The following is a 20,750-nucleotide window of genomic DNA, read 5'->3' as shown; positions in this document are numbered from 1 at the left end:
CCCTTCCTCCCAACTTAAAGTGCTTTACAATCCGAAGACCTTCTTCACACACGCGGCATGGCTGGATCAGGCTTTCGCCCATTGTCCAATATTCCCCACTGCTGCCTCCCGTAGGAGTCTGGACCGTGTCTCAGTTCCAGTGTGACTGATCATCCTCTCAGACCAGTTACGGATCGTCGCCTTGGTGAGCCATTACCTCACCAACTAGCTAATCCGACCTAGGCTCATCTGATAGCGCAAGGCCCGAAGGTCCCCTGCTTTCTCCCGTAGGACGTATGCGGTATTAGCGTTCCTTTCGAAACGTTGTCCCCCACTANTCATCCGCTCGACTTGCATGTGTTAGGCCTGCCGCCAGCGTTCAATCTGAGCCATGATCAAACTCTTCAGTTCAAACATCTTTGGGTTTTTAAGAAACCCTAAACTTGGCTCAGCAATCGTTGGTTACATCTTTGATTTCTCGCGGAGTAACTTGTGATGCTGATAATCTTGTTGACTATCAGTCTGACTGCACAAGCACCCACACGAATTGCTTGATTCAGTTGTTAAAGAGCGGTTGGTTAAGATCTTTCGTCTCAACCGAGGCGCGCATTCAAGTGATTATTTTCAGAAGTTTTCGAAGAATTCTTCAACAACTTCAACCACTTGCGCTTCCGATCTCTCGTTAGCGGGAGGCGAATTCTACAGCGTTAATCRCTGCTGTCAACACCTCTTTTTCTCCRCTTTCGACCGAGAAGATCGAACCGTTAAAAGAGCTACACATCGCTGCTCTTTCAACTCCTCCCAGGCCTCGATGATCTGAAGCAAGCCGCTGTCGAAAACTGCGTAACTCTTTGAATCTCAAGGAGTTTTCCGTTTCGACTGCGCCGGAAGTGGGGCGAATTATAGACCTCTGGAATCTGCCGTCAACACCTATTTTCATATTTCTGTCATATCGGTCAAAAAGCCCCGAAAACGCGAAGGCCGACCTGAAAGGTCGGCCTTCTGCACATCCAGCTACTTATAAGCTAGGAAATGCGAACTGCGAAGCTTCATGGCTTGCACGCTGCGGCCAGCGCTGGGTGATCGCCTTGCGACGAGTGTAGAAGCGCACGCCATCCGGACCATACGCATGCAGGTCGCCAAACAGCGAACGCTTCCAGCCGCCGAAACTGTGATAAGCCACCGGCACCGGCAACGGCACGTTGACGCCGACCATGCCGACTTCGATCTCGTCGCAGAACAGCCGCGCCGCTTCGCCGTCACGGGTGAAGATGCAGGTGCCGTTGCCGTATTCGTGATCATTGATCAGTTGCATCGCCTCTTCCAGGCTGTTCACCCGCACCACGCACAGCACCGGCCCGAAGATCTCTTCTTTATAGATGCGCATCTCAGGGGTGACGTTGTCGAACAGGCAGCCACCGAGGAAGAAGCCGTCTTCATGACCGGCGACGCTCAGACCGCGACCATCGACCACCAGGGTCGCGCCCGCCGCCACACCGTCATCCACATAACCGCTGACCTTGTCACGCGCCTGACCGGTAACCAACGGCCCCATGTCCAGACCGCACGAGGTGCCCGCGCCGATTTTCAGCGCTTTGATCTGTGGAACCAGTTTCGCCACCAGCGCGTCCGCGACCTGATCGCCAACACACACGGCCACCGAGATGGCCATGCAGCGTTCGCCGCAGGAACCGTAAGCCGCGCCCATCAGTGCACTTACCGCATTGTCCAGATCGGCATCCGGCATCAGTACCGCGTGGTTCTTCGCGCCGCCCAGTGCCTGAACGCGTTTGCCGCGCTTGGTGCCTTCGGCGTAGATGTATTCGGCAATCGGTGTCGAACCGACGAAACTCAGCGCTTTGACTTCCGGCGCTTCGATCAACGCGTCCACCGCTGTCTTGTCACCATGGACCACACTCATCACGCCTTTCGGCAACCCTGCTTCCAGCAGCAACTGAGCGATCAGCAGCGTCGAGCTTGGATCGCGCTCGGATGGCTTGAGGATGAAGCAGTTGCCGCAGACGATCGCCAGCGGGTACATCCACAGCGGGACCATGGCCGGGAAGTTGAACGGAGTGATACCGGCAACAATCCCCAACGGCTGGAAGTCCGACCAGGCATCGATGTTCGGGCCGACGTTGCGGCTGTACTCGCCCTTGAGGATTTCCGGGGCGGCGCAGGCGAACTCGACGTTCTCGATACCGCGCTTCAATTCACCGGCAGCGTCTTCCAGGGTCTTGCCGTGCTCTTCGCTGATCAGTTGCGAGATGCGCGCTTCGTTCTGCTCCAGCAGTTGCTTGAAACGGAACATCACCTGGGCGCGCTTGGCCGGGGGCGTGTTGCGCCAAGCCGGAAACGCAGCCTTGGCGGCATCAATGGCTTTCTGAATGGTGGCCTGGCTGGCCAGTGGCAGTTTGTGAATTGCCTGACCGGTAGACGGGTTGAACACATCTACCGCGCGACCGTTCTCGGTTACCAGTTCGCCATTGATCAAATGCGGGATAACGCTCATCGAACACTCCTGAATTCTTGTGCGCAGACGCCCGCTACAGACGCCTGCTAATTACATAGCTATATAGAAGGAAAAATCAGTCGAGCTTGTTCAGCACTTCGCCGACCGCGTCGAACAGACGATCGAGGTCTTGCGGCTTGCTGTTGAAGGTTGGGCCGAACTGCAGGGTGTCGCCGCCGAAGCGTACGTAGAACCCGGCTTTCCACAAGGCCATGCCCGCTTCGAAAGGACGCACGATGGCATCACCGTCGCGCCCGGCAATCTGGATCGCGCCGGCCAGGCCGTAGTTGCGGATGTCGATGACGTTCTTCGAGCCTTTCAGGCCGTGCAGCGCGTTTTCGAAATGCGGCGCGACTTCGGCGACGCTCTGCACCAGGTTTTCCTTTTGCAGCAGGTCGAGTGCGGCAAGGCCAGCGGCACAGGCCACCGGGTGTGCCGAATAGGTGTAGCCGTGAGGGAATTCCACGGCGTATTCCGGCGTCGGCTGGTTCATGAAGGTCTGGTAGATCTCGGAGCTGGCAATCACCGCGCCCATCGGGATCGCGCCGTTGGTGACTTGCTTGGCGATACACATCAGGTCCGGGGTTACGCCGAAGCTCTCGGCGCCGAACATCGAACCGGTGCGGCCGAAACCAGTGATCACTTCATCGAACACCAGCAGAATGTTGTGCTGATCGCAGATTTCGCGCAGACGCTTGAGGTAACCCTGTGGCGGAACCAGTACGCCGGCGGACCCGGCCATCGGTTCAACGAACACCGCAGCGATATTGGAAGCGTCGTGCAGTTCGATCAACTTGAGCAGCTCATCGGCCAAAGCAACACCGCCCTGCTCCGGCATGCCGCGGGAAAACGCATTGCTCGCCAGCAGTGTGTGCGGCAGGTGATCGACATCCATCATCGCCTGACCGAACAGCTTGCGGTTGCCGTTGACGCCGCCGAGGCTGGTGCCGGCGATGTTCACGCCGTGGTAGCCACGGGCGCGGCCGATCATTTTGGTCTTGGTCGCCTGACCTTTCAGGCGCCAATAGGCACGGACCATTTTCACCGCGGTATCGGCGCATTCGGAACCGGAGTCGGTGAAGAACACGTGGTTCAGATTGCCCGGGGTCAGTTCGGTGATTTCCTCTGCCAACTGGAACGACAACGGATGGCCGTACTGGAAACCCGGCGAGTAATCGAGAGTGCCCAGCTGTTTCGAAACGGCTTCCTGAATTTCCTTGCGGGTGTGCCCGGCGCCGCAGGTCCACAGACCGGACAGCGAGTCGTAGATCTTGCGGCCCTTGTCGTCGAACAGCCAGCTGCCTTCAGCGCCGACGATCAGACGCGGGTCGCGCTGAAAGTTGCGGTTGGCGGTGTACGGCATCCAGTGCGCGTCCAGCTTCAGTTGACTGGCCAGTGGCGACGGCGCGTTTTCAGGCATGTTCATCGGGCAAAACCTCGCAGGGCATAAGCGTCAGGGAGATGGAAAGCGTTGTTGCAGCTAAATTGCCACGGCGATAAAGTCGGTGAAATCCAACTCTTCTAACCTTCAGTTAGATCATTGCTAAACAAAGAGAACAAAAAATGAGCAGCCGCCGCGCCGATCCATTGGCCCAGGTCAGTGACTTTGATATCCGTTTGCTGCGGATTTTTCGCAGTGTCGTGGAATGTGGCGGCTTCTCCGCAGCGGAAACCGTGCTCGGCATCGGGCGCTCGGCGATCAGCCAGCAGATGAGCGATCTGGAACAGCGCCTCGGCTTGCGCTTGTGTCAGCGTGGCCGGGCCGGATTTTCCCTGACCGAGGAAGGTCGTGAGGTGTATCAGTCGGCACTACAGCTGTTGAGTGCACTGGAGAGTTTTCGCACCGAGGTCAACGGTCTGCACCAACACCTGCGCGGCGAGCTGATCATCGGCCTGACCGATAACCTCGTTACCCTTCCGCACATGCGCATCACCCACGCCCTCGCGCAGTTGAAGGAACGCGGGCCGGATGTGCAGATCCAGATTCGCATGATTGCACCAAACGAAGTTGAACAAGGTGTGCTCGACGGGCGCCTGCACGTTGGCGTGGTGCCGCAGGCCAGCGCCTTGTCAGGACTGGAATATCAGCCGTTATACAGCGAGCGTTCGCTGCTGTATTGCGCGGTGGGTCATCCGCTGTTTTATGTCGACGACAAGCAACTCGATGATCAACGCCTCGACAGTCAGGACGCGATTGCGCCGACCTTTCGTTTGCCGGCGGAGATTCAGGCGCACTATCAGGCGCTCAATTGCACTGCCAGTGCCTCTGACCGTGAGGGCATGGCATTTCTGATTCTGACCGGGCGCTACATCGGTTATCTGCCGGATCACTACGCCAGCCTTTGGGTGCAGCAGGGGCGTTTGCGTGCGCTCAAGGCCGGCACGCGTTTTTACGATTTGAGTCTGGCATCGGTCACGCGCAAGGGGCGGCGCCCTCATTTGGTGCTGGAAAGTTTCCTGGAGAGTCTGGCGGCGACGCGATAGATAAGCGCGCAGAGCCCAGCCCGGCAGGGCCTCATCGACAGAATCCAGGAATAACCTGAGCAAGTGGACAGGTTTTTGCAGTGAAGGGCTGACTCGTCCTTCAACAAGAAGCCAAAACCATGCAGCCAGATTCCGATTCGTCCAGTGAACTGATCTACGGCCTCAACGATCGCCCCAAACCACTCGCCGCCATTCTCGCCGCACTGCAACACGTGCTCGCCAGTTTCGTCGGCATCATCACCCCGCCACTGGTGATCGGTTCCGCGCTCGGGCTGACCGCGCATCTGCCGTACCTGATCAGCATGGCGCTGATGGTCTCGGGCGTCGGCACTTTTATCCAGGCGCGGCGACCGTTCGGCATTGGCGCGGGGATGATCTGTCTGCAAGGCACCAGTTTCGCGTTTCTCGGCGCGGTGCTGTCGGCCGGGTTTCTGGTCAAGCAGCGCGGCGGCAGCCCGGAAGATATCCTGGCGATGATTTTCGGCGTGTGCTTTTTCGGCGCAATCGTGCAGATCGTACTCAGCCGCTTCATCGGTCAGTTGCGCCGCGTGGTGACACCGCTGGTGACCGGCATCGTCATCACGCTGATCGGCATCAGCCTGATCAAAGTCGGCATCACCGATCTGGGTGGCGGCTTCAACGCGCCGGACTTCGGCGCGCCGGGCAATCTGGCCTTGGGCGTGTTCGTGCTGCTGACGATCATTCTGCTCAACCGTTCGAACACGCCTTGGGTACGACTGTCGGCGATCATCATCGGACTGGTGCTCGGCAGCCTCGCGGCGTGGTTCAGCGGGAAACTGGTCCCGCAGCCGTTGCCTGACTTGCCACTGGTGAGTTTTCCTACGCCGTTCAAGTTCGGATTCAACTTCGACTGGACCGCTTTCCTGCCGGTCGCGCTGATTTATCTGATCAGCACCATCGAAACCGTCGGCGACCTCACCGCCAATTGCATGCTAGCCCGCCAACCGATCAGCGGCCCTTCTTATATAAGCCGCTTGCGCGGTGGCGTGCTCGGTGACGGCGTGAGCTGCATGATCGCGGCGACCTTCAGCGCCTTCCCCAACACGACGTTCGCGCAAAACAATGGCGTGATCCAATTGACCGGTGTTGCCAGCCGCTACGTCGGCCTGTACATCGGCGCGATCCTGTTTTGCCTCGGCCTGTTCCCGATGATCGGTGCGGTGCTGCAACAGATCCCGAAACCGGTGCTCGGCGGCGCAACGCTGGTGATGTTCGGCGCTGTGGCGGCGGCGGGCGTACGCATTCTCGCGCAGTCACCGCTGGACCGGCGCAGCATGTTGATCATCGCCACTTCGTTCGGCGTCGGCCTCGGCATCGCCGCGCAACCGAACCTGCTGCACCTGCTGCCGAAACTGGTGCAGAACCTGTTCGACTCGGCGATCACCAGCGGCGGGCTGACGGCAATCGTCCTGTGTCTATTGTTGCCGGAAGGCAAAACTGCTGAGACAAAAAGCCCCGCGTCATTGAACAAGATCGAACAGGCGTAACTGTTTTTCCGCGCTAGGACTTGTCGGATGCCTGTGGGTGCGCTATCAACGCAACTGGTTGCACCCACAGACAATCCCGGAAGTGCCTATGACCTTTGAAGTCCCAGCCCACGGCGGCAAACCCGCCAGCCGCATTCGTCAGAAGAACGAAGAGACCATTCTCAAAGCCGCCGAAGACGAGTTCGCCCGTCACGGGTTCAAAGGCACCAGCATGAACACCATCGCGCAGAATGCCGGGCTGCCCAAGGCCAACCTGCATTACTACTTCACCAACAAGCTCGGTTTGTATGTGGCAGTGCTGAGCAACATCATCGAGTTGTGGGACAGCACCTTCAACACCCTCACTGCCGAGGATGATCCGGCCGAAGCGCTGACCCGCTTCATCCGCGCGAAGATGGAATTCTCGCGGCGCCAGCCACAGGCTTCGCGAATCTTCGCCATGGAAGTGATCAGCGGCGGCGAATGCCTGAGCGAATATTTCAATCAGGATTACCGCACCTGGTTCACCGGGCGCGCGGCGGTGTTTCAGGCGTGGATCGATGCGGGCAAAATGGACCCGGTCGACCCGGTGCACCTGATTTTCCTGCTGTGGGGCAGCACCCAGCATTACGCCGACTTCGCCACGCAGATCTGCCGCGTCACCGGGCGCAGCAAGTTGACCAAGCAGGACATGGAAGACGCCGGCAACAACCTGATCCGCATCATTCTCAAAGGCTGCGGCCTCACTCCTTCTCTATAAGACGTTTATGCCTTTCACCCTCAGCGGTTTTTGCGAGTACCGCGAAGAGATTCGCAAAAGCCGTTTCATCACTCTGGCGACGCCGATCAGCAGCCCCGCCGATGCGCAGGCGTTTTTCGATAAGCACAGCGATTTGAATGCCACGCACAATTGCTGGGCGTGGAAACTCGGCGCGCAATACCGCAGCACTGACGACGGCGAGCCGGGCGGCACCGCCGGGCGCCCTATTCTCGCGGCGATCGAAGCGCAGGATTGCGATCAGGTCGCAGTGCTGGTGATTCGCTGGTACGGCGGCATTCAACTGGGCACTGGCGGCTTGGCCCGGGCCTATGGCGGTGGCGCCAACAAGTGCCTGCAAGCGGCGGAAAAAATCGAGCTGATCAGCCGCGTGTCGCTGAGTTGCGCCTGCGGATTTGCCGAGTTGGCGCTGGTGAAGTTGCGCGTGGCCGATCTCGGTGGATTGGTGGTGGAGGAGAACTTCACAGCCAATGGCGTTGAGTTGAAGCTGGCGGTGGGGCAAGCGCAGATCGACGTGTTGCAGAGTCAGTTGGCGGATCTGAGCCGAGGGCGGATTTTGTTGCAGCGGTAGGCTGCGATCTTTTAGGGCATCCCTCGTTTTCCTTATTCCACAGACTTGCCCACATCGGCTGTGCACCCGACTGTGGATAACCTGAGCACACACCGCTGTAACCCTTCTGTCATGCGGCTTTGCGCGATTTGTTCAATTTTCGTTCAAATGACCCGACGAAAGGGAAATCCAGCGTAAAAACAAACAGTTACCTTCGTTTATCACCATTAGAACAAAGCATCGCAGTGCTTATGCCCACCCTCGGCGCTTGCGCACAATTACTGTGGAGCAACCTGTGGATAAGCCGTTCATGACCGCCGCAGCCGCTGGATCTGTCTGGCTCCCAGGCAGTTGCTCGTTTTTTAACCAACTGCAAGCGGGCAAAACTGGAGCCTGTTCAATGGCTTTGCGCTGAATTGGTGCTTGATCGAAAGACAAAACGCCCGCCGATGCGCTGCTGTCGGCACTTGCGGACTGGCTCCGCATGCGTTCCTGACTCAATGGCCAGGAAATTGCTTTATCCACAGGCACAACTCCAAGCCAGTCGAGCCTGTCATGTCCATCGCCCCTTCCCCGCCGCGCCTGCAACTGCGCCAGATCAGCAAACGCTACCCCGGTTGTCTGGCCAACGACGCCATCGACCTGAACATCGCGCCGGGTGAAATCCATGCCCTGCTCGGTGAAAACGGCGCGGGCAAAAGTACGTTGATGAAGATCATTTACGGGGTCACCCAGTGCGACAGCGGCGAAATGCTCTGGCAGGGGCAGCGCGTGCAGATCCGCAACCCGGCACAGGCGCGGCAGTTGGGCATTGGCATGGTGTTCCAGCATTTCTCGCTGTTCGAAACCCTCAGCGTCGCGCAGAACATTGCCCTGGCGATGGGCGCGGCGGCCGGCACGCCGAAACAACTGGAGCCGAAGATTCGCGAAGTATCGCGGCGTTACGGCATGGCGCTGGAGCCGGAGCGACTTGTCCACAGCCTGTCGATCGGCGAGCGGCAGCGGGTGGAAATCATCCGTTGCCTGATGCAGGACATCCGCCTGTTGATTCTCGACGAGCCGACCTCGGTGCTGACGCCGCAAGAGGCGGACGAATTGTTCATCACCCTGCGGCGCCTTGCCGACGAGGGCTGCAGCATTCTGTTTATCAGCCACAAGCTCGGTGAAGTGCGGGCCTTGTGCCACAGCGCCACGGTGCTGCGCGGCGGTCGGGTAGCCGGGCATTGCCTGCCGGCGCAATGTACGGATCAGCAACTGGCACAACTGATGGTCGGCGAAGCGGCGGCATTGATTGGCGAGTATCCGAAAGTCAGCGGTGGCGCGGCGTTTCTGCAGGTGCAGGGTTTGAGCTGGCACAACCCGGATCCGTTCGGCTGCTCGCTGACAGACATCGACCTGCAAGTGCGCAGCGGTGAAATCGTCGGCATCGCCGGGGTCGCGGGCAATGGTCAGGATGAGCTGCTCGCCCTGCTCAGCGGCGAGCAGCCCTTGCCTCGTGCGCAAGCGGCGACCCTGCGCTTCGCCGAGCGAAACGTCGCTGACCTGCGCCCGGACGCGCGGCGCAAACTCGGTCTGGCCTTCGTGCCGGCCGAACGCCTCGGCCACGGCGCGGTGCCGGAGTTGAGTCTGGCCGATAACGCCCTGCTCAGTGCTTTCCAGCAAGGACTGGTGAGCCGCGGGTTGATCCAACGCGGCAAAGTCGAAACCCTCGCGCAGCAGATCATCCAGCGTTTCGGCGTGAAGACCCCGGACACGCAAACCGCTGCGCGCAGCCTGTCCGGCGGCAACTTGCAGAAATTCATCCTCGGCCGGGAAATTCTTCAGCAACCGAAACTGCTGATCGCCGCGCACCCGACATGGGGCGTCGACGTCGGTGCCGCCGCCACCATCCATCGCGCCTTGATTGCCCTGCGCGATGCCGGCGCGGCGATTCTGGTGATTTCCGAAGACCTCGATGAGCTGTTCCAGATCAGCGATCGCCTCGGCGCGCTATGCGGCGGGCGTCTGTCGGCACTGCAAGACACCGGCCTTACACAACTGAGCGATGTCGGCGCGTGGATGGCCGGCCAGTTCGATCACTCACCTCGCACCGCCTCGGTTTAACGGAGTTTCAACATGCTGCTTTCCCTCGAACCCCGTGGCCAGCAATCGCGCCTGATGCTGTGGTGCTCGCCGTTATTGGCGGCGGCGCTAACCCTCGGCTGCGGCTCGCTGTTGTTCATCGCGCTGGGCCACGACCCATTGCAAACCTTGCACACACTGCTGATCGCGCCCGTCAGCGATTTGTATGGAGTGTCCGAATTGCTGGTCAAGGCGCTGCCGATTCTGCTCTGCGCACTCGGCCTGGCCGTGGCCTATCAGGCGCGGATCTGGAACATCGGCGCCGAAGGCCAACTTCTACTCGGCGCGTTGGCCGGCAGTGCTCTGGCAGTGAACGTTATCGACATGCAAAGTCGCTGGGCGCTGGTGCTGATTCTGCTGACCGGCACGCTGGCGGGCGCCGCATGGGCCGGGCTCACCGCATGGCTGCGCACGCGCTTCAATGCCAATGAAATCCTTACCAGCATCATGCTCAATTACATCGCGCTGAACCTGCTGCTGTTCTGCGTGCACGGGCCGTTGAAGGATCCGGCGGGCTTCAATTTCCCGGAGTCGGCGATGTTCGGCGACGCCAGTCGTTTGCCGCTGCTGCTGGAGGACGGCCGCGTGCATGCCGGGGTGTATTTCGCCTTGCTCGCGCTGGTTGCAGTGTGGGTGTTGCTGCAGAAAAGCTTTATCGGCTTCCAGATCAAAGTGCTCGGGCTGGACAAACGTGCGGCAGGTTTTGTCGGCTTTCGCGAGAAGCGCCTGATCTGGCTGGCGCTGTTGATCAGCGGTGCTCTGGCCGGACTCGCCGGGGTCTGCGAAGTGACCGGGCCGATCGGCCAACTGGTGCCGCAGGTGTCGCCGGGCTATGGCTACGCGGCGATCACCGTGGCGTTTCTGGGACGGTTGAATCCGCTCGGCATTCTGTTCTCCAGTCTGCTCATGGCGCTGCTGTACATCGGCGGCGAGAGCGCGCAGATGTCGCTCAATCTGCCGCAAGCGATCACCCAATTGTTCCAGGGCATGATGCTGTTTTTCCTGCTCGCCTGTGACGTGCTGATTCTCTATCGGCCACGCCTGAAACTGCGCTGGAGCCGGCGCGCCTCGACCCCTGCCGTAACCGCCGGAGCGCTGTGATGGATATCGATCTGTTGAGCAATATTTTCTATGCCATGGTCCGCTGCGGCACGCCGCTGTTGCTGGTGGCATTGGGTGAGTTGATCTGCGAGAAAAGCGGCGTCCTCAACCTCGGCCAGGAAGGCATGATGCTGTTCGGTGCGGTGATCGGTTTTATCGTCGCGCTGAACAGCGGCAACCTGTGGCTGGGTGTGCTGCTGGCGATGCTGGCCGGGATGTTGTTGTCGTCACTGTTTGCCCTGGTCGCGCTGGTGTTCAACGCCAATCAGGTGGCCACCGGGTTGGCGCTGACGATCTTTGGTGTCGGGCTGTCGACATTTGTCGGCGCGGCCTGGGTGGGTAAGCCGCTGGCAGGTTTCGAGCCTCTGGCGATTCCGTATCTGAGTGAGATCCCGCTGATCGGGCGGATGCTGTTTGCCCAGGATCTGCTGGTGTATCTGTCGTTCGCACTGTTTGCGCTGGTGGCGTGGGTAATCATCAAAAGTCGTGTCGGCCTGATCATTCAAGCGGTCGGTGAAAACCCGGATGCGGCCAGCGCGATGGGCTTGCCAGTGCTGACCGTGCGTACCTTGGCGGTGTTGTTCGGCGGAGCAATGGCCGGGCTGGCCGGGGCCTATCTGTCGCTGGCCTACACGCCGATGTGGGCGGAAAACATGACCGCCGGGCGCGGCTGGATTGCCCTGGCGCTGGTGGTGTTTGCCAGTTGGCGGGTGTGGCGGTTGTTGCTCGGGGCGTATCTGTTTGGCCTCGCCAGCATCCTGCATTTGGTGGCACAGGGATTGGGACTGGCGATACCTTCGAGCCTGCTGGCGATGCTGCCGTATGTGGCGACGATTTTGGTGCTGGTGTTGCTGTCCCGCGATGCCGTGCGCACTCGGTTGTATGCGCCGGTTTCGTTGGGGCAGCCGTGGCAATCGGGACATTAGTTGATGTCAGAGCGGGCCTCTTCGCGAGCAGGCTCGCTCCCACAGGGGATCTGAGTGAACGCGGGCATATGTGGGAGCGAGCCTGCTCGCGAAAGCGTCCGCACAGGCAACACTTGAACCACGCCTCATGATTGTTTCTGATCAAACACCCTCGAGAAACTCAAGAAGCCTGGAGTATGCTCCGGGATCAAAGCCTGTTTTCGCCAAGCGCTGCAACTGTGGCTCGGTCAGGCGTGTCCATTGAATCCTGAATGCTGACTTTCAAGGAAACCCATCATGTCTCAGGCAAAAAACGCACTGATCATCGGCGCCTCCCGGGGCTTGGGCCTCGGTCTGGTGAAGACCCTGCTGGGCGATGGCTGGCAAGTCACCGCGACGGTGCGCAATCCGCAGAAGGCCGAGGCGCTGCAAGCGCTGGGTGACGTGCGCATCGAGAAGCTCGACATGGACGATCAGCAAGCGGTGATCGCTCTGAGCCAGAAGCTCAAGGGCGAAACCTTCGATCTGTTGTTCGTCAACGCCGGGGTCAAAGGCCCGGACGTGCAGACGCCGGGCGGCGCGACCCTGGCCGAGGTCGGGCAGCTGTTTTTCACCAACGCGGTGGCGCCGATCAATCTGGCCCAGCGTTTCGTCGGGCAGATTCGCGACGGCAGCGGCGTGCTGGCGTTCATGAGTTCGGTACTCGGCAGCGTGACCATGCCCGACGCGCCGGAACTGGCGCTGTACAAGGCGAGCAAGGCGGCGCTGAATTCGATGACCAACAGTTTTGTCACGCAACTGGGCGAGCAGAAACTCACCGTACTTTCGCTGCACCCGGGCTGGGTGAAGACCGACATGGGCGGCGAAGGCGCCGATCTCGACGTCGAGACCAGCACCCGCGGGCTGATCGATCAGGTCAATGCGTTTACCGGCAAGGGCGGGCATCACTTCGTCAATTACAAGGGTGAAACCATTCCCTGGTAAGCACTGATAATCCCGATGTGGGAGCGAGCCTGCTCGCGAATACGATCTGTCAGGTAAATCTGTATCGACTGACATGACGCCTTCGCGAGCAGGCTCGCTCCCACAGGGGGATGATGGTGAATGGTCGGGTGGCGCTTGCCCGATGGGGCGATTTGTTTGAAACTGCGCGCCTCGTCCTTCGCGGCGACCCTGGATCAGCAGACAGGGCAACACTGAGCTGGCAACCCTGAACCCAACTTTCAGAGGAGCCGGCCACAATGCCTGCGACCCGTACCTGGTTAAAAAATCCCCTCGCCATTTTCACCTCCAACGAGCTTGATGCCCGTGGCGGTCTTGTCGTGCAAGACGGTGTCATCGTCGAAGTCCTCGCTGCCGGTCAGCAGCCGTCGGCGCCGTGCAATGAAGTGTTCGATGCCCGCGAGCATGTGATCCTGCCGGGCCTGATCAACACTCACCATCACTTCTATCAAACCCTGACCCGCGCCTGGGCGCCGGTGGTCAATCAGCCGCTGTTTCCGTGGCTGAAAACCCTGTACCCGGTATGGGCGCGGCTGACCCCGGAAAAACTCGCCCTCGCCACCAAAGTGGCGCTGGCCGAATTGCTGCTCTCGGGTTGCACCACCGCTGCCGACCATCACTATCTGTTCCCGGACGGTCTGGAAAACGCCATCGACGTGCAGGTCGATACGGTGCGTGAACTGGGCATGCGCGCCATGCTCACGCGCGGCTCGATGAGCCTTGGCGAGAAGGACGGCGGCCTGCCTCCGCAACAAACGGTGCAGGAAGGTCAGGTGATTCTCGATGACAGCCAGCGGCTGATTCACGAGTATCACGAGCGTGGCGACGGCGCGCAGATCCAGATCGCCCTGGCGCCATGTTCGCCATTTTCCGTGACCCCGGAAATCATGTCGGCCAGCGCTGATCTGGCGAACAAACTCGATGTGCGTCTGCACACCCACCTCGCTGAAACCCTCGATGAAGAAGACTTCTGCCTGCAGCGTTTCGGTCTGCGCACAGTCGATTATCTGGACAGCGTCGGCTGGCTCGGCCCGCGAACCTGGCTGGCCCACGGCATCCATTTCAACCCCGACGAAATCGCCCGCCTCGGCCAGGCCGGCACAGGCATCTGCCACTGCCCAAGCTCGAACATGCGCCTGGCGTCCGGCATCTGCCCGAGCATCGAGCTGACCGACGCTGGCGCGCTGTTCGGTCTAGGCGTCGACGGCTCGGCGTCCAACGATGCCTCGAACATGATCCTCGAAGCGCGTCAGGCGCTGTACATCCAGCGCCTGCGCTACGGCGCCGAAAAGATCACCCCGGAGCGCGTGCTGGGCTGGGCGACCAAAGGTTCGGCGAGCCTGCTCGGTCGCACTGACATCGGCGAAATCGCCGTGGGCAAACAGGCGGATCTCGCGTTGTTCAAGCTCGATGAACTGCGCTTCTCCGGTAGCCATGATCCGATTTCGGCGTTGCTGCTGTGCGGCGCCGATCGGGCAGATCGGGTGATGATTGGCGGCAAGTGGCGTGTGGTTGATGGGCAGGTTGTAGGGTTGGATCTGAAAGGTTTGATTGCCGATCACAGCCAGGCGGCTCGGCAGTTGATTGCCGGCACCTGAGTCACCGCCGTTCAAAACTGTGGGAGCGAGCCTGCTCGCGAAGAGGGAGTGTCAGACAACATGTTTGTTGGATGACACACCGCTTTCGCGAGCAGGCTCGCTCCCACATGGGTATCAGCCAGCCCTAAAGGCCCAGTAGGGACAGCATGATGAATGTGGCAAACAGCACAAAGTGCGTCATGCCCTCAATGGCGTTGGTCTCGCCGTCATTGAGGTTGATTGCGCTGACGATCAGGGTGATGAAGATCATCACCGTTTGCACCGGGGTCATCGCCATTTGAAACGGCTGGCCGGTGTACAGCGCCATCGCTTCCATCACCGGTACGGTCAGAATCACCGTCGACAGTGACGCCCCCATCGCAATGTTGACCACCGACTGCATGCGATTGGCCAGCGCCGCTCGTAATGCGGTGAGAATCTCCGGCGCGGCGGAAATCGCTGCCACCAGAATCGCCGTGATTACCGGCGGCGCGCCCGTGCCTTCCAGGCCCAGATCGAGGGTCTTGGACATCACCTCGGCCAGTGCGCCGATGATCACCACCCCCGACACCAGAATGCCGATCGACAGCGCCAGGCTGACCGGTTTCGGCTCCTGCTCGACCGGCTCTTTCTTGCGACGTTTGTCCGGGTAGCTGTAGCTGAAAAAGTAACTGTGCGGGCCGACCTGCATGCGCAGGAACAGCGCGTAGAGCACCATCATTGCGCCGATGGTGAACGCCGAATACATCTTCCAGTTGGCCTCGGGAATGAACTCCGGGACCACCATCGACACCCCCATCGCGGTGAGGATCATGACGCTGTAGCTGCGCGCCGAATCGTCGTTGTAGGACTGTTCGCCGTGTTTGATCCCGCCCATCAAAGCGGCGAGGCCGAGGATGCCGTTGATGTCGAGCATCACCGCTGAATAAATCGTGTCGCGCACCAGTGTTGCCGAGGCTTCGTTGCTCATCATGATCGCCAGGATCACCACTTCGACCAGCACTGCCGAGAGTGTGAGGATCATCGTGCCGTAGGGATCACCGACTTTTTCCGCCAGCAGTTCGGCGTGATGAGCGACGCGCATTGACGCGGCGACGATGAAGGCAATCAGCAGCAGACCGCCGCCCAGCGCGACGATCTGGCCGCTGTGCAGCAGCCAGTGTTCCAGTGGATAAGCGACGCACGCGGCAAGGACTGCCAGCAGCAGGAAGCTTTCTTGTTTGAGGATCGAGAGCATGACGGGCCTTTTGCCGAAAAGAGCTGATGAAGCTACTGACTGCCGCGCGCCGCTAACGTTTCGTTACATCTTTACGCACCACGCGATGGCAGCTGGATTCAGGCATGCACTTTTATTGGCCTTGCCGGCCTCTTCGCGAGCAGGCTCGCTCCCACATTGAAATGCGTCCCTGTGGGAGCGAGCCTGCTCGCGAAGGCCGCACCGCGTTTTCAAATGAGTTTGTTGTCCTGTTGGTCAGCAATTTGCATTGGCCCTGAGCACACACAACAAAATGGAGTTCGGGTTCATGCCAATACGTCCGCTGCACAAACTGCTGTACGCCGCCATCGGTCTGGGAATCAGCCTGAGCGCCAGCGCTGCCGATCCGCTGAAGGTCGGTTTCGTCTACATCGGCCCGATCGGTGACCACGGCTGGACGTATCAGCACGAACAGGGGCGCAAGGCCCTGGCGGAAAAACTCGGCACGCAGATCACCACCAACTACGTGGAAAACGTCGCCGAGGGCGCCGACGCCGAGCGGGTGATCCGCAACATGGCCAAGGACAAATATGACCTGATCTTCACCACGTCTTTCGGCTACATGAACCCGACAGTGAAAGTCGCCAAGCAATTTCCCAAGGTGACGTTCGAACACGCCACCGGTTACAAGCAGGACAAGAACCTCGGCACCTACCTGGCGCGCACTTACGAGGGCCGTTACGTCGGCGGTTTCCTCGCGGCGAAGATGACCAAGACCAAGAAGATCGGCTACGTCGCCTCGTTCCCGATTCCGGAAGTGATCCGCGACATCAACGCCATCCAGCTGGCCCTGAACAAGTACAACCCTGGCACCGAAATCAAAGTGGTGTGGGTCAACTCCTGGTTCGATCCGGGCAAGGAAGCCGACGCCGCCAACGCGCTGATCGATCAGGGCGTCGACGTGGTGTTCCAGCACACCGACAGCCCGGCGCCGATCCAGGCTGCCGAACGGCGCGGCGTGTATGCCGTGGGCTACGCCTCGGACATGGCCCACTTCGGCCCGAAAGCGGTGCTGACCTCTATCGTCAACGACTGGGCGCCGCACTACATTCAGGCGACGCAGAGCGTGATCGATCACACCTGGAAATCCCAGGATTACTGGGGCGGGTTGAAGGAAGGTACGGTGGAACTGCCGATCAGCGACCTGGTGCCAGCGCCGGTGAAAGCCGAGGCCGAGCAGTTGATCGCCGACATCAAGAGCGGCGCATTGCAGCCGTTTACCGGGCCGATCAAGGATCAGGCCGGTGTAGAAAAAATCCCGGCGGGCGTGAGCGCGACCAATGCGGAACTGGCTTCGATGAATTACTACGTTGAGGGCATGAAGGCCGAGATGCCGAAGTAGTCCCCCGATTCACCACACAAAACCCTGTGGGAGCGAGCCTGCTCGCGAAAGCGGTGTGTCATTAAACAAAAATGTTGTCTGACACTCCCTCTTCGCGAGCAGGCTCGCTCCCACATTGGAAACACAGCGTATTCAAGGATTGTGTATGGATCAGCTTCCGATCATTGATATCAGCCCGCTCTATAGCGACGACGAAAACGCCTGGCCTGCGGTGGCCGAACAAATCGACCAAGCCTGCCGCGAGTGGGGCTTTTTCTATATCAAGGGCCATCCGATCTCGGCGCAACGTATCGACGCCCTGCTCGATCACGCCCAGCGCTTCTTTGCCCTGCCAGCCGCAGAAAAACTCAAGATCGACATTACCCAGACCCGCCATCATCGCGGCTACGGCGCAATTGCCACCGAGCAACTGGACCCGGACAAACCCAGTGACCTCAAAGAAACCTTCGACATGGGCCTGCACCTGCCGGACGAGCATCCCGAGGTGCTCGCGGAAAAACCCTTGCGCGGCCCCAATCGGCACCCGGCGCAACCCGGCTGGGAAACGCTGATGGAGCAGCATTACCTCGACATGCAGGCGCTGGCGCAAACCCTGCTTCGAGCGATGACCGTTGCGCTGGGCATCGAGCGCGACTTCTTCGATACGCGTTTTGTCGACCCGGTCAGCGTGTTGCGCATGATCCATTACCCACCGCGTCACACCGCCAGCTCCGCCGAGCAACAAGGTGCCGGCGCCCATACCGATTACGGCTGCATCACCCTGCTCTATCAGGACAGCGCCGGCGGTTTGCAGGTGAAGAACGTCAAAGGTGAATGGATCGACGCGCCACCGATTGACGGCACGTTCGTGGTCAACCTCGGCGACATGATGGCGCGCTGGAGCAACGACCGTTATCGCTCGACGCCGCACCGGGTGATCAGCCCGCTGGGCGTGGATCGCTATTCGATGCCGTTCTTCGCCGAACCGCACCCGGACACGCGCATCGAATGCCTGCCCGGTTGCCAGGACGCACAGCACCCGGCGAAATATCCGACCACCACCTGCGCACAATTCCTGCTGTCGCGCTTCGCCGATACCTACGCCTATCGCCGTGAACAAGAGGCGGTTTGATCGATCACCTGGTCAGGTTTTGCCAATTGTTGCGGCCAGCCTCTGTAGAATGCCGGCATTGCACCTGATGAGAAAAGACTATGTACGACTGGCTCAACGCCCTGCCCAAAGCCGAACTGCACCTGCATCTGGAAGGTTCGCTGGAGCCTGAACTGCTGTTCGCCCTGGCCGAACGCAACAAGATCGCCCTGCCGTGGAGCGACGTCGAAACCCTGCGCAAGGCCTACGCCTTCAACAACCTGCAGGAATTTCTCGACCTGTATTACCAGGGCGCCGATGTGCTGCGCACCTCGCAGGATTTCTACGACCTGACCTGGGCCTACCTGCTGCGCTGCAAAGCACAGAACGTGATTCACACCGAACCGTTCTTCGACCCGCAGACCCACACCGACCGGGGCATCCCGTTCGAAGTGGTGCTCAACGGCATCGCCGCCGCGCTCAAGGATGGCGAGACGCAACTGGGCATCAGCAGCGGTTTGATCCTCAGTTTCCTGCGCCACCTCAGCGAAGACGAAGCGCAGAAAACCCTCGATCAGGCGCTGCCGTTCCGTGATGCGTTTGTCGCGGTCGGGCTCGACAGTTCCGAGATGGGCCACCCGCCGAGCAAATTCAAACGCGTCTTCGATCGCGCCCGCGACGAAGGCTTCCTCACCGTCGCCCACGCCGGTGAAGAAGGCCCGCCGGAGTACATCTGGGAAGCCATCGACCTGCTGAAAATCCAGCGCATCGACCATGGCGTGCGCGCCATCGAAGACGAGCGCCTGATGCAGCGGATCATCGACGAGCAGATTCCGCTGACCGTATGCCCGCTGTCGAACACCAAGCTCTGCGTGTTCGATCACATGTCGCAGCACAACATCCTCGACATGCTCGAGCGCGGCGTGAAGGTCACGGTCAACTCCGATGACCCGGCGTATTTCGGCGGTTACGTGACCGAGAACTTCCATGCGCTGCACGAGCATCTGGGAATGACCCAGGATCAGGCCAAGCGTCTGGCGCAGAACAGCCTGGATGCGCGGTTGGTAAAACCGTAAGCAACACCGCAAAACCAATGTGGGAGCGAGCCTGCTCGCGAAGAGGGAGAGTCAGTCAACATTTACGTTGAATGACACACCGCTTTCGCGAGCAGGCTCGCTCCCACATTCATATCGATGTTCACTCGGTAAGCTCTTCCAGGGTCTTGCCCCGCGTCTCCATCCCGAACAGCCACACCACGCCCGCCGCAATCGCGAAGCACGCCGCGCCGAGCGCGAACACCCCGCCCTGCCCGGTAATCGGGAACACCAGCCCGGTCACCAATGGCCCGAGCAGAGAGCCGACGCGGCCGATGGCCGAGGCGAATCCCGAGCCGGTTGCCCGTGCGGACGTCGGGTACAGCTCCGGCGTGTAGGTGTAGAGCACCGCCCACATGCCGAACAGGAAAAACTGCATCAACAGCCCAGTGCCGATCAGCAGCGCCACGTTGCCGCCGAACACCGCACTCTGCCCATACAGAAACGCCATCACCCCGCCGCCGAGCAGGGTGACGATGCACACCGGTTTACGCCCCCAACGCTCGACCAGCCACGCCGCCATGAGGAAGCCGGGAATCCCGCCGAGCGAGATCAGCACCGTGTAGTACACCGACTGCGTCACGGCGAAACCCGACTGCTGCAGCAATGCACTGAGCCAGGAAGTCAGCCCGTAGAAACCCAGCAATGCGAAGAACCACAGACTCCAGATCATCGTTGTACGCTGGCGATATTGCGGCGACCAGATCTGCTTGAGTGCCGAGAAGAAATTACCCGGTGGCGTCACCGTGCGTGGCAAACGAACCGGTTCCGGCAAGGCTGCACCGCAGAGCGAAGCACGCACTCGCGCTTCGATACCGTTCAACACCTTGTCCGCGTCGACGTCGCGCCCGGCCTGTTCCAGCCAGCGCGGCGACTCAGGGATGAAAAAGCGGATCGCCAGAACGAACACCGCCGGCACCGCCAGTACCAGGAAGATATCGCGCCAGCCAATCAGCGGCAGCAGGAAGTACGAGAGCACGCCCGCTGCGACAAACCCCAGCGGCCAGAAGCCGTCCATCAGGGCGATGTAGCGCCCGCGTCGTTGTGCCGGAATCAGCTCCGAGAGCATCGACTGTGCGATGGGAAACTCCATGCCCATGCCAATTCCGAGCAGGATGCGAAACAGCGTCAGCGTCTCCACCGTCTGCGCCGTCGAACACAGGTAACTGGCCACGCCCCACAACACGATGCTCCACTGAAACACCGGTTTGCGCCCGAAGCGGTCGGCGAGCATCCCTGACAACGACGCCCCGAGCACCATGCCGAAAAAGCTTGAGCTGGCCAGCAACCCTGCCTGTGCACTGCTCAGGCCGAACTCGGCTTTGATCGAGCCGAGCAGGAAAGTCATCATCGCCAGATCCATGGAATCGAAGAAAAACGCCAAGGCGATGATGATGAAAATGACGCGGTGATAGCCGCTGAGCGGCAGCCGTTCCAGGCGTTCAGCCGCACTAAAGCGTTGTGTATTCATGTTGTGCTCCCCCATCCGGAAAA

Annotated in this window: 16 protein-coding genes and 1 rRNA gene; 12 read left to right on the top strand and 5 right to left on the bottom strand. The window is 60.2% G+C overall.

The features are described from left to right. The 3 genes from ASG55_RS14865 to ASG55_RS14855 form a co-directional block, all read right to left on the bottom strand. Positions 1 to 390: ribosomal RNA gene (locus tag ASG55_RS14865) — 16S ribosomal RNA — on the bottom strand; the annotation flags it as partial. 607 nt (positions 391 to 997) lie between these two features. After that, on the bottom strand, positions 998 to 2,491 hold the full coding sequence (locus ASG55_RS14860) for a CoA-acylating methylmalonate-semialdehyde dehydrogenase (protein ID WP_041479657.1): 1,494 nt from the start codon (positions 2,489 to 2,491) through the stop codon (positions 998 to 1,000). A 76-nt stretch (positions 2,492 to 2,567) separates the two neighbouring features. Then, a complete protein-coding gene (locus ASG55_RS14855) occupies positions 2,568 to 3,917 on the bottom strand; it encodes an aspartate aminotransferase family protein (protein WP_056787801.1) in 1,350 nt (449 codons plus the stop codon). 137 nt (positions 3,918 to 4,054) lie between these two features. On the opposite strand from ASG55_RS14855, the gene ASG55_RS14850 reads away from it, so the two are divergent. The 9 genes from ASG55_RS14850 (at position 4,055) to ASG55_RS14810 (ending at position 14,517) form a co-directional block, all read left to right on the top strand. Next, entirely contained in the window at positions 4,055 to 4,975 is a 921-nt protein-coding gene (locus ASG55_RS14850) for a LysR family transcriptional regulator (RefSeq protein WP_056787796.1), read from the top strand. 119 nt (positions 4,976 to 5,094) lie between these two features. After that, positions 5,095 to 6,483, top strand: coding sequence for a uracil-xanthine permease family protein (locus ASG55_RS14845; protein ID WP_041479656.1), 1,389 nt, complete (start codon positions 5,095 to 5,097; stop codon positions 6,481 to 6,483). Positions 6,484 to 6,571: 88 nt separating this feature from the next. Next, positions 6,572 to 7,222, top strand: a complete 651-nt coding sequence (locus tag ASG55_RS14840; RefSeq protein ID WP_056787793.1) for a TetR/AcrR family transcriptional regulator — start codon at positions 6,572 to 6,574, stop codon at positions 7,220 to 7,222. A 7-nt stretch (positions 7,223 to 7,229) separates the two neighbouring features. Beyond that, a complete protein-coding gene (locus ASG55_RS14835) occupies positions 7,230 to 7,811 on the top strand; it encodes an IMPACT family protein (protein ID WP_056787790.1) in 582 nt (193 codons plus the stop codon). Positions 7,812 to 8,345: 534 nt separating this feature from the next. After that, positions 8,346 to 9,893: an ABC transporter ATP-binding protein gene (locus tag ASG55_RS14830; RefSeq protein ID WP_056787787.1), complete on the top strand. Its 1,548-nt coding sequence runs from the start codon at positions 8,346 to 8,348 to the stop codon at positions 9,891 to 9,893. A 12-nt stretch (positions 9,894 to 9,905) separates the two neighbouring features. Next, entirely contained in the window at positions 9,906 to 11,012 is a 1,107-nt protein-coding gene (locus ASG55_RS14825; RefSeq protein WP_056787784.1) for an ABC transporter permease, read from the top strand. Beyond that, complete coding sequence (locus ASG55_RS14820; RefSeq protein ID WP_041479652.1) at positions 11,012 to 11,938, top strand: ABC transporter permease; 927 nt, start codon at positions 11,012 to 11,014, stop codon at positions 11,936 to 11,938. Before ASG55_RS14825 ends, ASG55_RS14820 begins: the two co-directional genes overlap by 1 nt. A gap of 276 nt (positions 11,939 to 12,214) precedes the next feature. Beyond that, entirely contained in the window at positions 12,215 to 12,901 is a 687-nt protein-coding gene (locus ASG55_RS14815) for an SDR family oxidoreductase (RefSeq protein ID WP_016771812.1), read from the top strand. 257 nt (positions 12,902 to 13,158) lie between these two features. Further along, positions 13,159 to 14,517 carry an 8-oxoguanine deaminase gene (locus tag ASG55_RS14810; protein ID WP_056787782.1) on the top strand — a complete coding sequence of 453 codons (1,359 nt, stop codon included), beginning with the start codon at positions 13,159 to 13,161 and terminating at the stop codon, positions 14,515 to 14,517. Between the two features lie 124 nt (positions 14,518 to 14,641). On the opposite strand, the gene ASG55_RS14805 is transcribed toward ASG55_RS14810, so the two are convergent. Next, a complete protein-coding gene (locus ASG55_RS14805; RefSeq protein WP_056787779.1) occupies positions 14,642 to 15,733 on the bottom strand; it encodes a calcium:proton antiporter in 1,092 nt (363 codons plus the stop codon). Between the two features lie 286 nt (positions 15,734 to 16,019). On the opposite strand from ASG55_RS14805, the gene ASG55_RS14800 reads away from it, so the two are divergent. The 3 genes from ASG55_RS14800 to ASG55_RS14790 all read left to right on the top strand — a co-directional run bounded on the left by ASG55_RS14800 (position 16,020) and on the right by ASG55_RS14790 (position 19,238). Further along, the gene (locus tag ASG55_RS14800) at positions 16,020 to 17,093 is read left to right on the top strand and encodes a BMP family ABC transporter substrate-binding protein (protein ID WP_016771815.1); all 1,074 of its coding nucleotides are present in this window, start codon (positions 16,020 to 16,022) and stop codon (positions 17,091 to 17,093) included. Between the two features lie 145 nt (positions 17,094 to 17,238). Continuing rightward, on the top strand, positions 17,239 to 18,204 hold the full coding sequence (locus ASG55_RS14795) for a 2-oxoglutarate and iron-dependent oxygenase domain-containing protein (protein ID WP_056787775.1): 966 nt from the start codon (positions 17,239 to 17,241) through the stop codon (positions 18,202 to 18,204). A gap of 80 nt (positions 18,205 to 18,284) precedes the next feature. After that, a complete protein-coding gene (locus ASG55_RS14790; protein ID WP_024011466.1) occupies positions 18,285 to 19,238 on the top strand; it encodes an adenosine deaminase in 954 nt (317 codons plus the stop codon). A 121-nt stretch (positions 19,239 to 19,359) separates the two neighbouring features. On the opposite strand, the gene ASG55_RS14785 is transcribed toward ASG55_RS14790, so the two are convergent. Continuing rightward, complete coding sequence (locus ASG55_RS14785; RefSeq protein ID WP_056787772.1) at positions 19,360 to 20,727, bottom strand: MFS transporter; 1,368 nt, start codon at positions 20,725 to 20,727, stop codon at positions 19,360 to 19,362. Positions 20,728 to 20,750 lie beyond the last annotated feature (23 nt).

The sequence above is a fragment of the Pseudomonas sp. Leaf434 genome, from assembly GCF_001425545.1.
In the GTDB taxonomy this organism is placed as follows: domain Bacteria; phylum Pseudomonadota; class Gammaproteobacteria; order Pseudomonadales; family Pseudomonadaceae; genus Aquipseudomonas; species Aquipseudomonas siliginis.
The sequence above is the reverse complement of the archived record's forward strand: the minus strand, read 5'-3'. Positions and strand labels throughout refer to the sequence as shown.

Bases quoted from the DNA above. Each gene is read 5' to 3' on its own strand.
- ASG55_RS14795 (WP_056787775.1), top strand. From the start codon at position 17,239: ATGGATCAGCTTCCGATCATTGATATCAGCCCGCTCTATAGCGACGAC.
- ASG55_RS14855 (WP_056787801.1), bottom strand. From the start codon at position 3,917: ATGAACATGCCTGAAAACGCGCCGTCGCCACTGGCCAGTCAACTGAAG.
- ASG55_RS14785 (WP_056787772.1), bottom strand. From the start codon at position 20,727: ATGAATACACAACGCTTTAGTGCGGCTGAACGCCTGGAACGGCTGCCG.
- ASG55_RS14840 (WP_056787793.1), top strand. From the start codon at position 6,572: ATGACCTTTGAAGTCCCAGCCCACGGCGGCAAACCCGCCAGCCGCATT.
- ASG55_RS14860 (WP_041479657.1), bottom strand. From the start codon at position 2,491: ATGAGCGTTATCCCGCATTTGATCAATGGCGAACTGGTAACCGAGAAC.
- ASG55_RS14830 (WP_056787787.1), top strand. From the start codon at position 8,346: ATGTCCATCGCCCCTTCCCCGCCGCGCCTGCAACTGCGCCAGATCAGC.
- ASG55_RS14800 (WP_016771815.1), top strand. From the start codon at position 16,020: ATGCCAATACGTCCGCTGCACAAACTGCTGTACGCCGCCATCGGTCTG.
- ASG55_RS14845 (WP_041479656.1), top strand. From the start codon at position 5,095: ATGCAGCCAGATTCCGATTCGTCCAGTGAACTGATCTACGGCCTCAAC.
- ASG55_RS14805 (WP_056787779.1), bottom strand. From the start codon at position 15,733: ATGCTCTCGATCCTCAAACAAGAAAGCTTCCTGCTGCTGGCAGTCCTT.
- ASG55_RS14815 (WP_016771812.1), top strand. From the start codon at position 12,215: ATGTCTCAGGCAAAAAACGCACTGATCATCGGCGCCTCCCGGGGCTTG.
- ASG55_RS14790 (WP_024011466.1), top strand. From the start codon at position 18,285: ATGTACGACTGGCTCAACGCCCTGCCCAAAGCCGAACTGCACCTGCAT.
- ASG55_RS14810 (WP_056787782.1), top strand. From the start codon at position 13,159: ATGCCTGCGACCCGTACCTGGTTAAAAAATCCCCTCGCCATTTTCACC.
- ASG55_RS14820 (WP_041479652.1), top strand. From the start codon at position 11,012: ATGGATATCGATCTGTTGAGCAATATTTTCTATGCCATGGTCCGCTGC.
- ASG55_RS14825 (WP_056787784.1), top strand. From the start codon at position 9,906: ATGCTGCTTTCCCTCGAACCCCGTGGCCAGCAATCGCGCCTGATGCTG.
- ASG55_RS14835 (WP_056787790.1), top strand. From the start codon at position 7,230: ATGCCTTTCACCCTCAGCGGTTTTTGCGAGTACCGCGAAGAGATTCGC.
- ASG55_RS14850 (WP_056787796.1), top strand. From the start codon at position 4,055: ATGAGCAGCCGCCGCGCCGATCCATTGGCCCAGGTCAGTGACTTTGAT.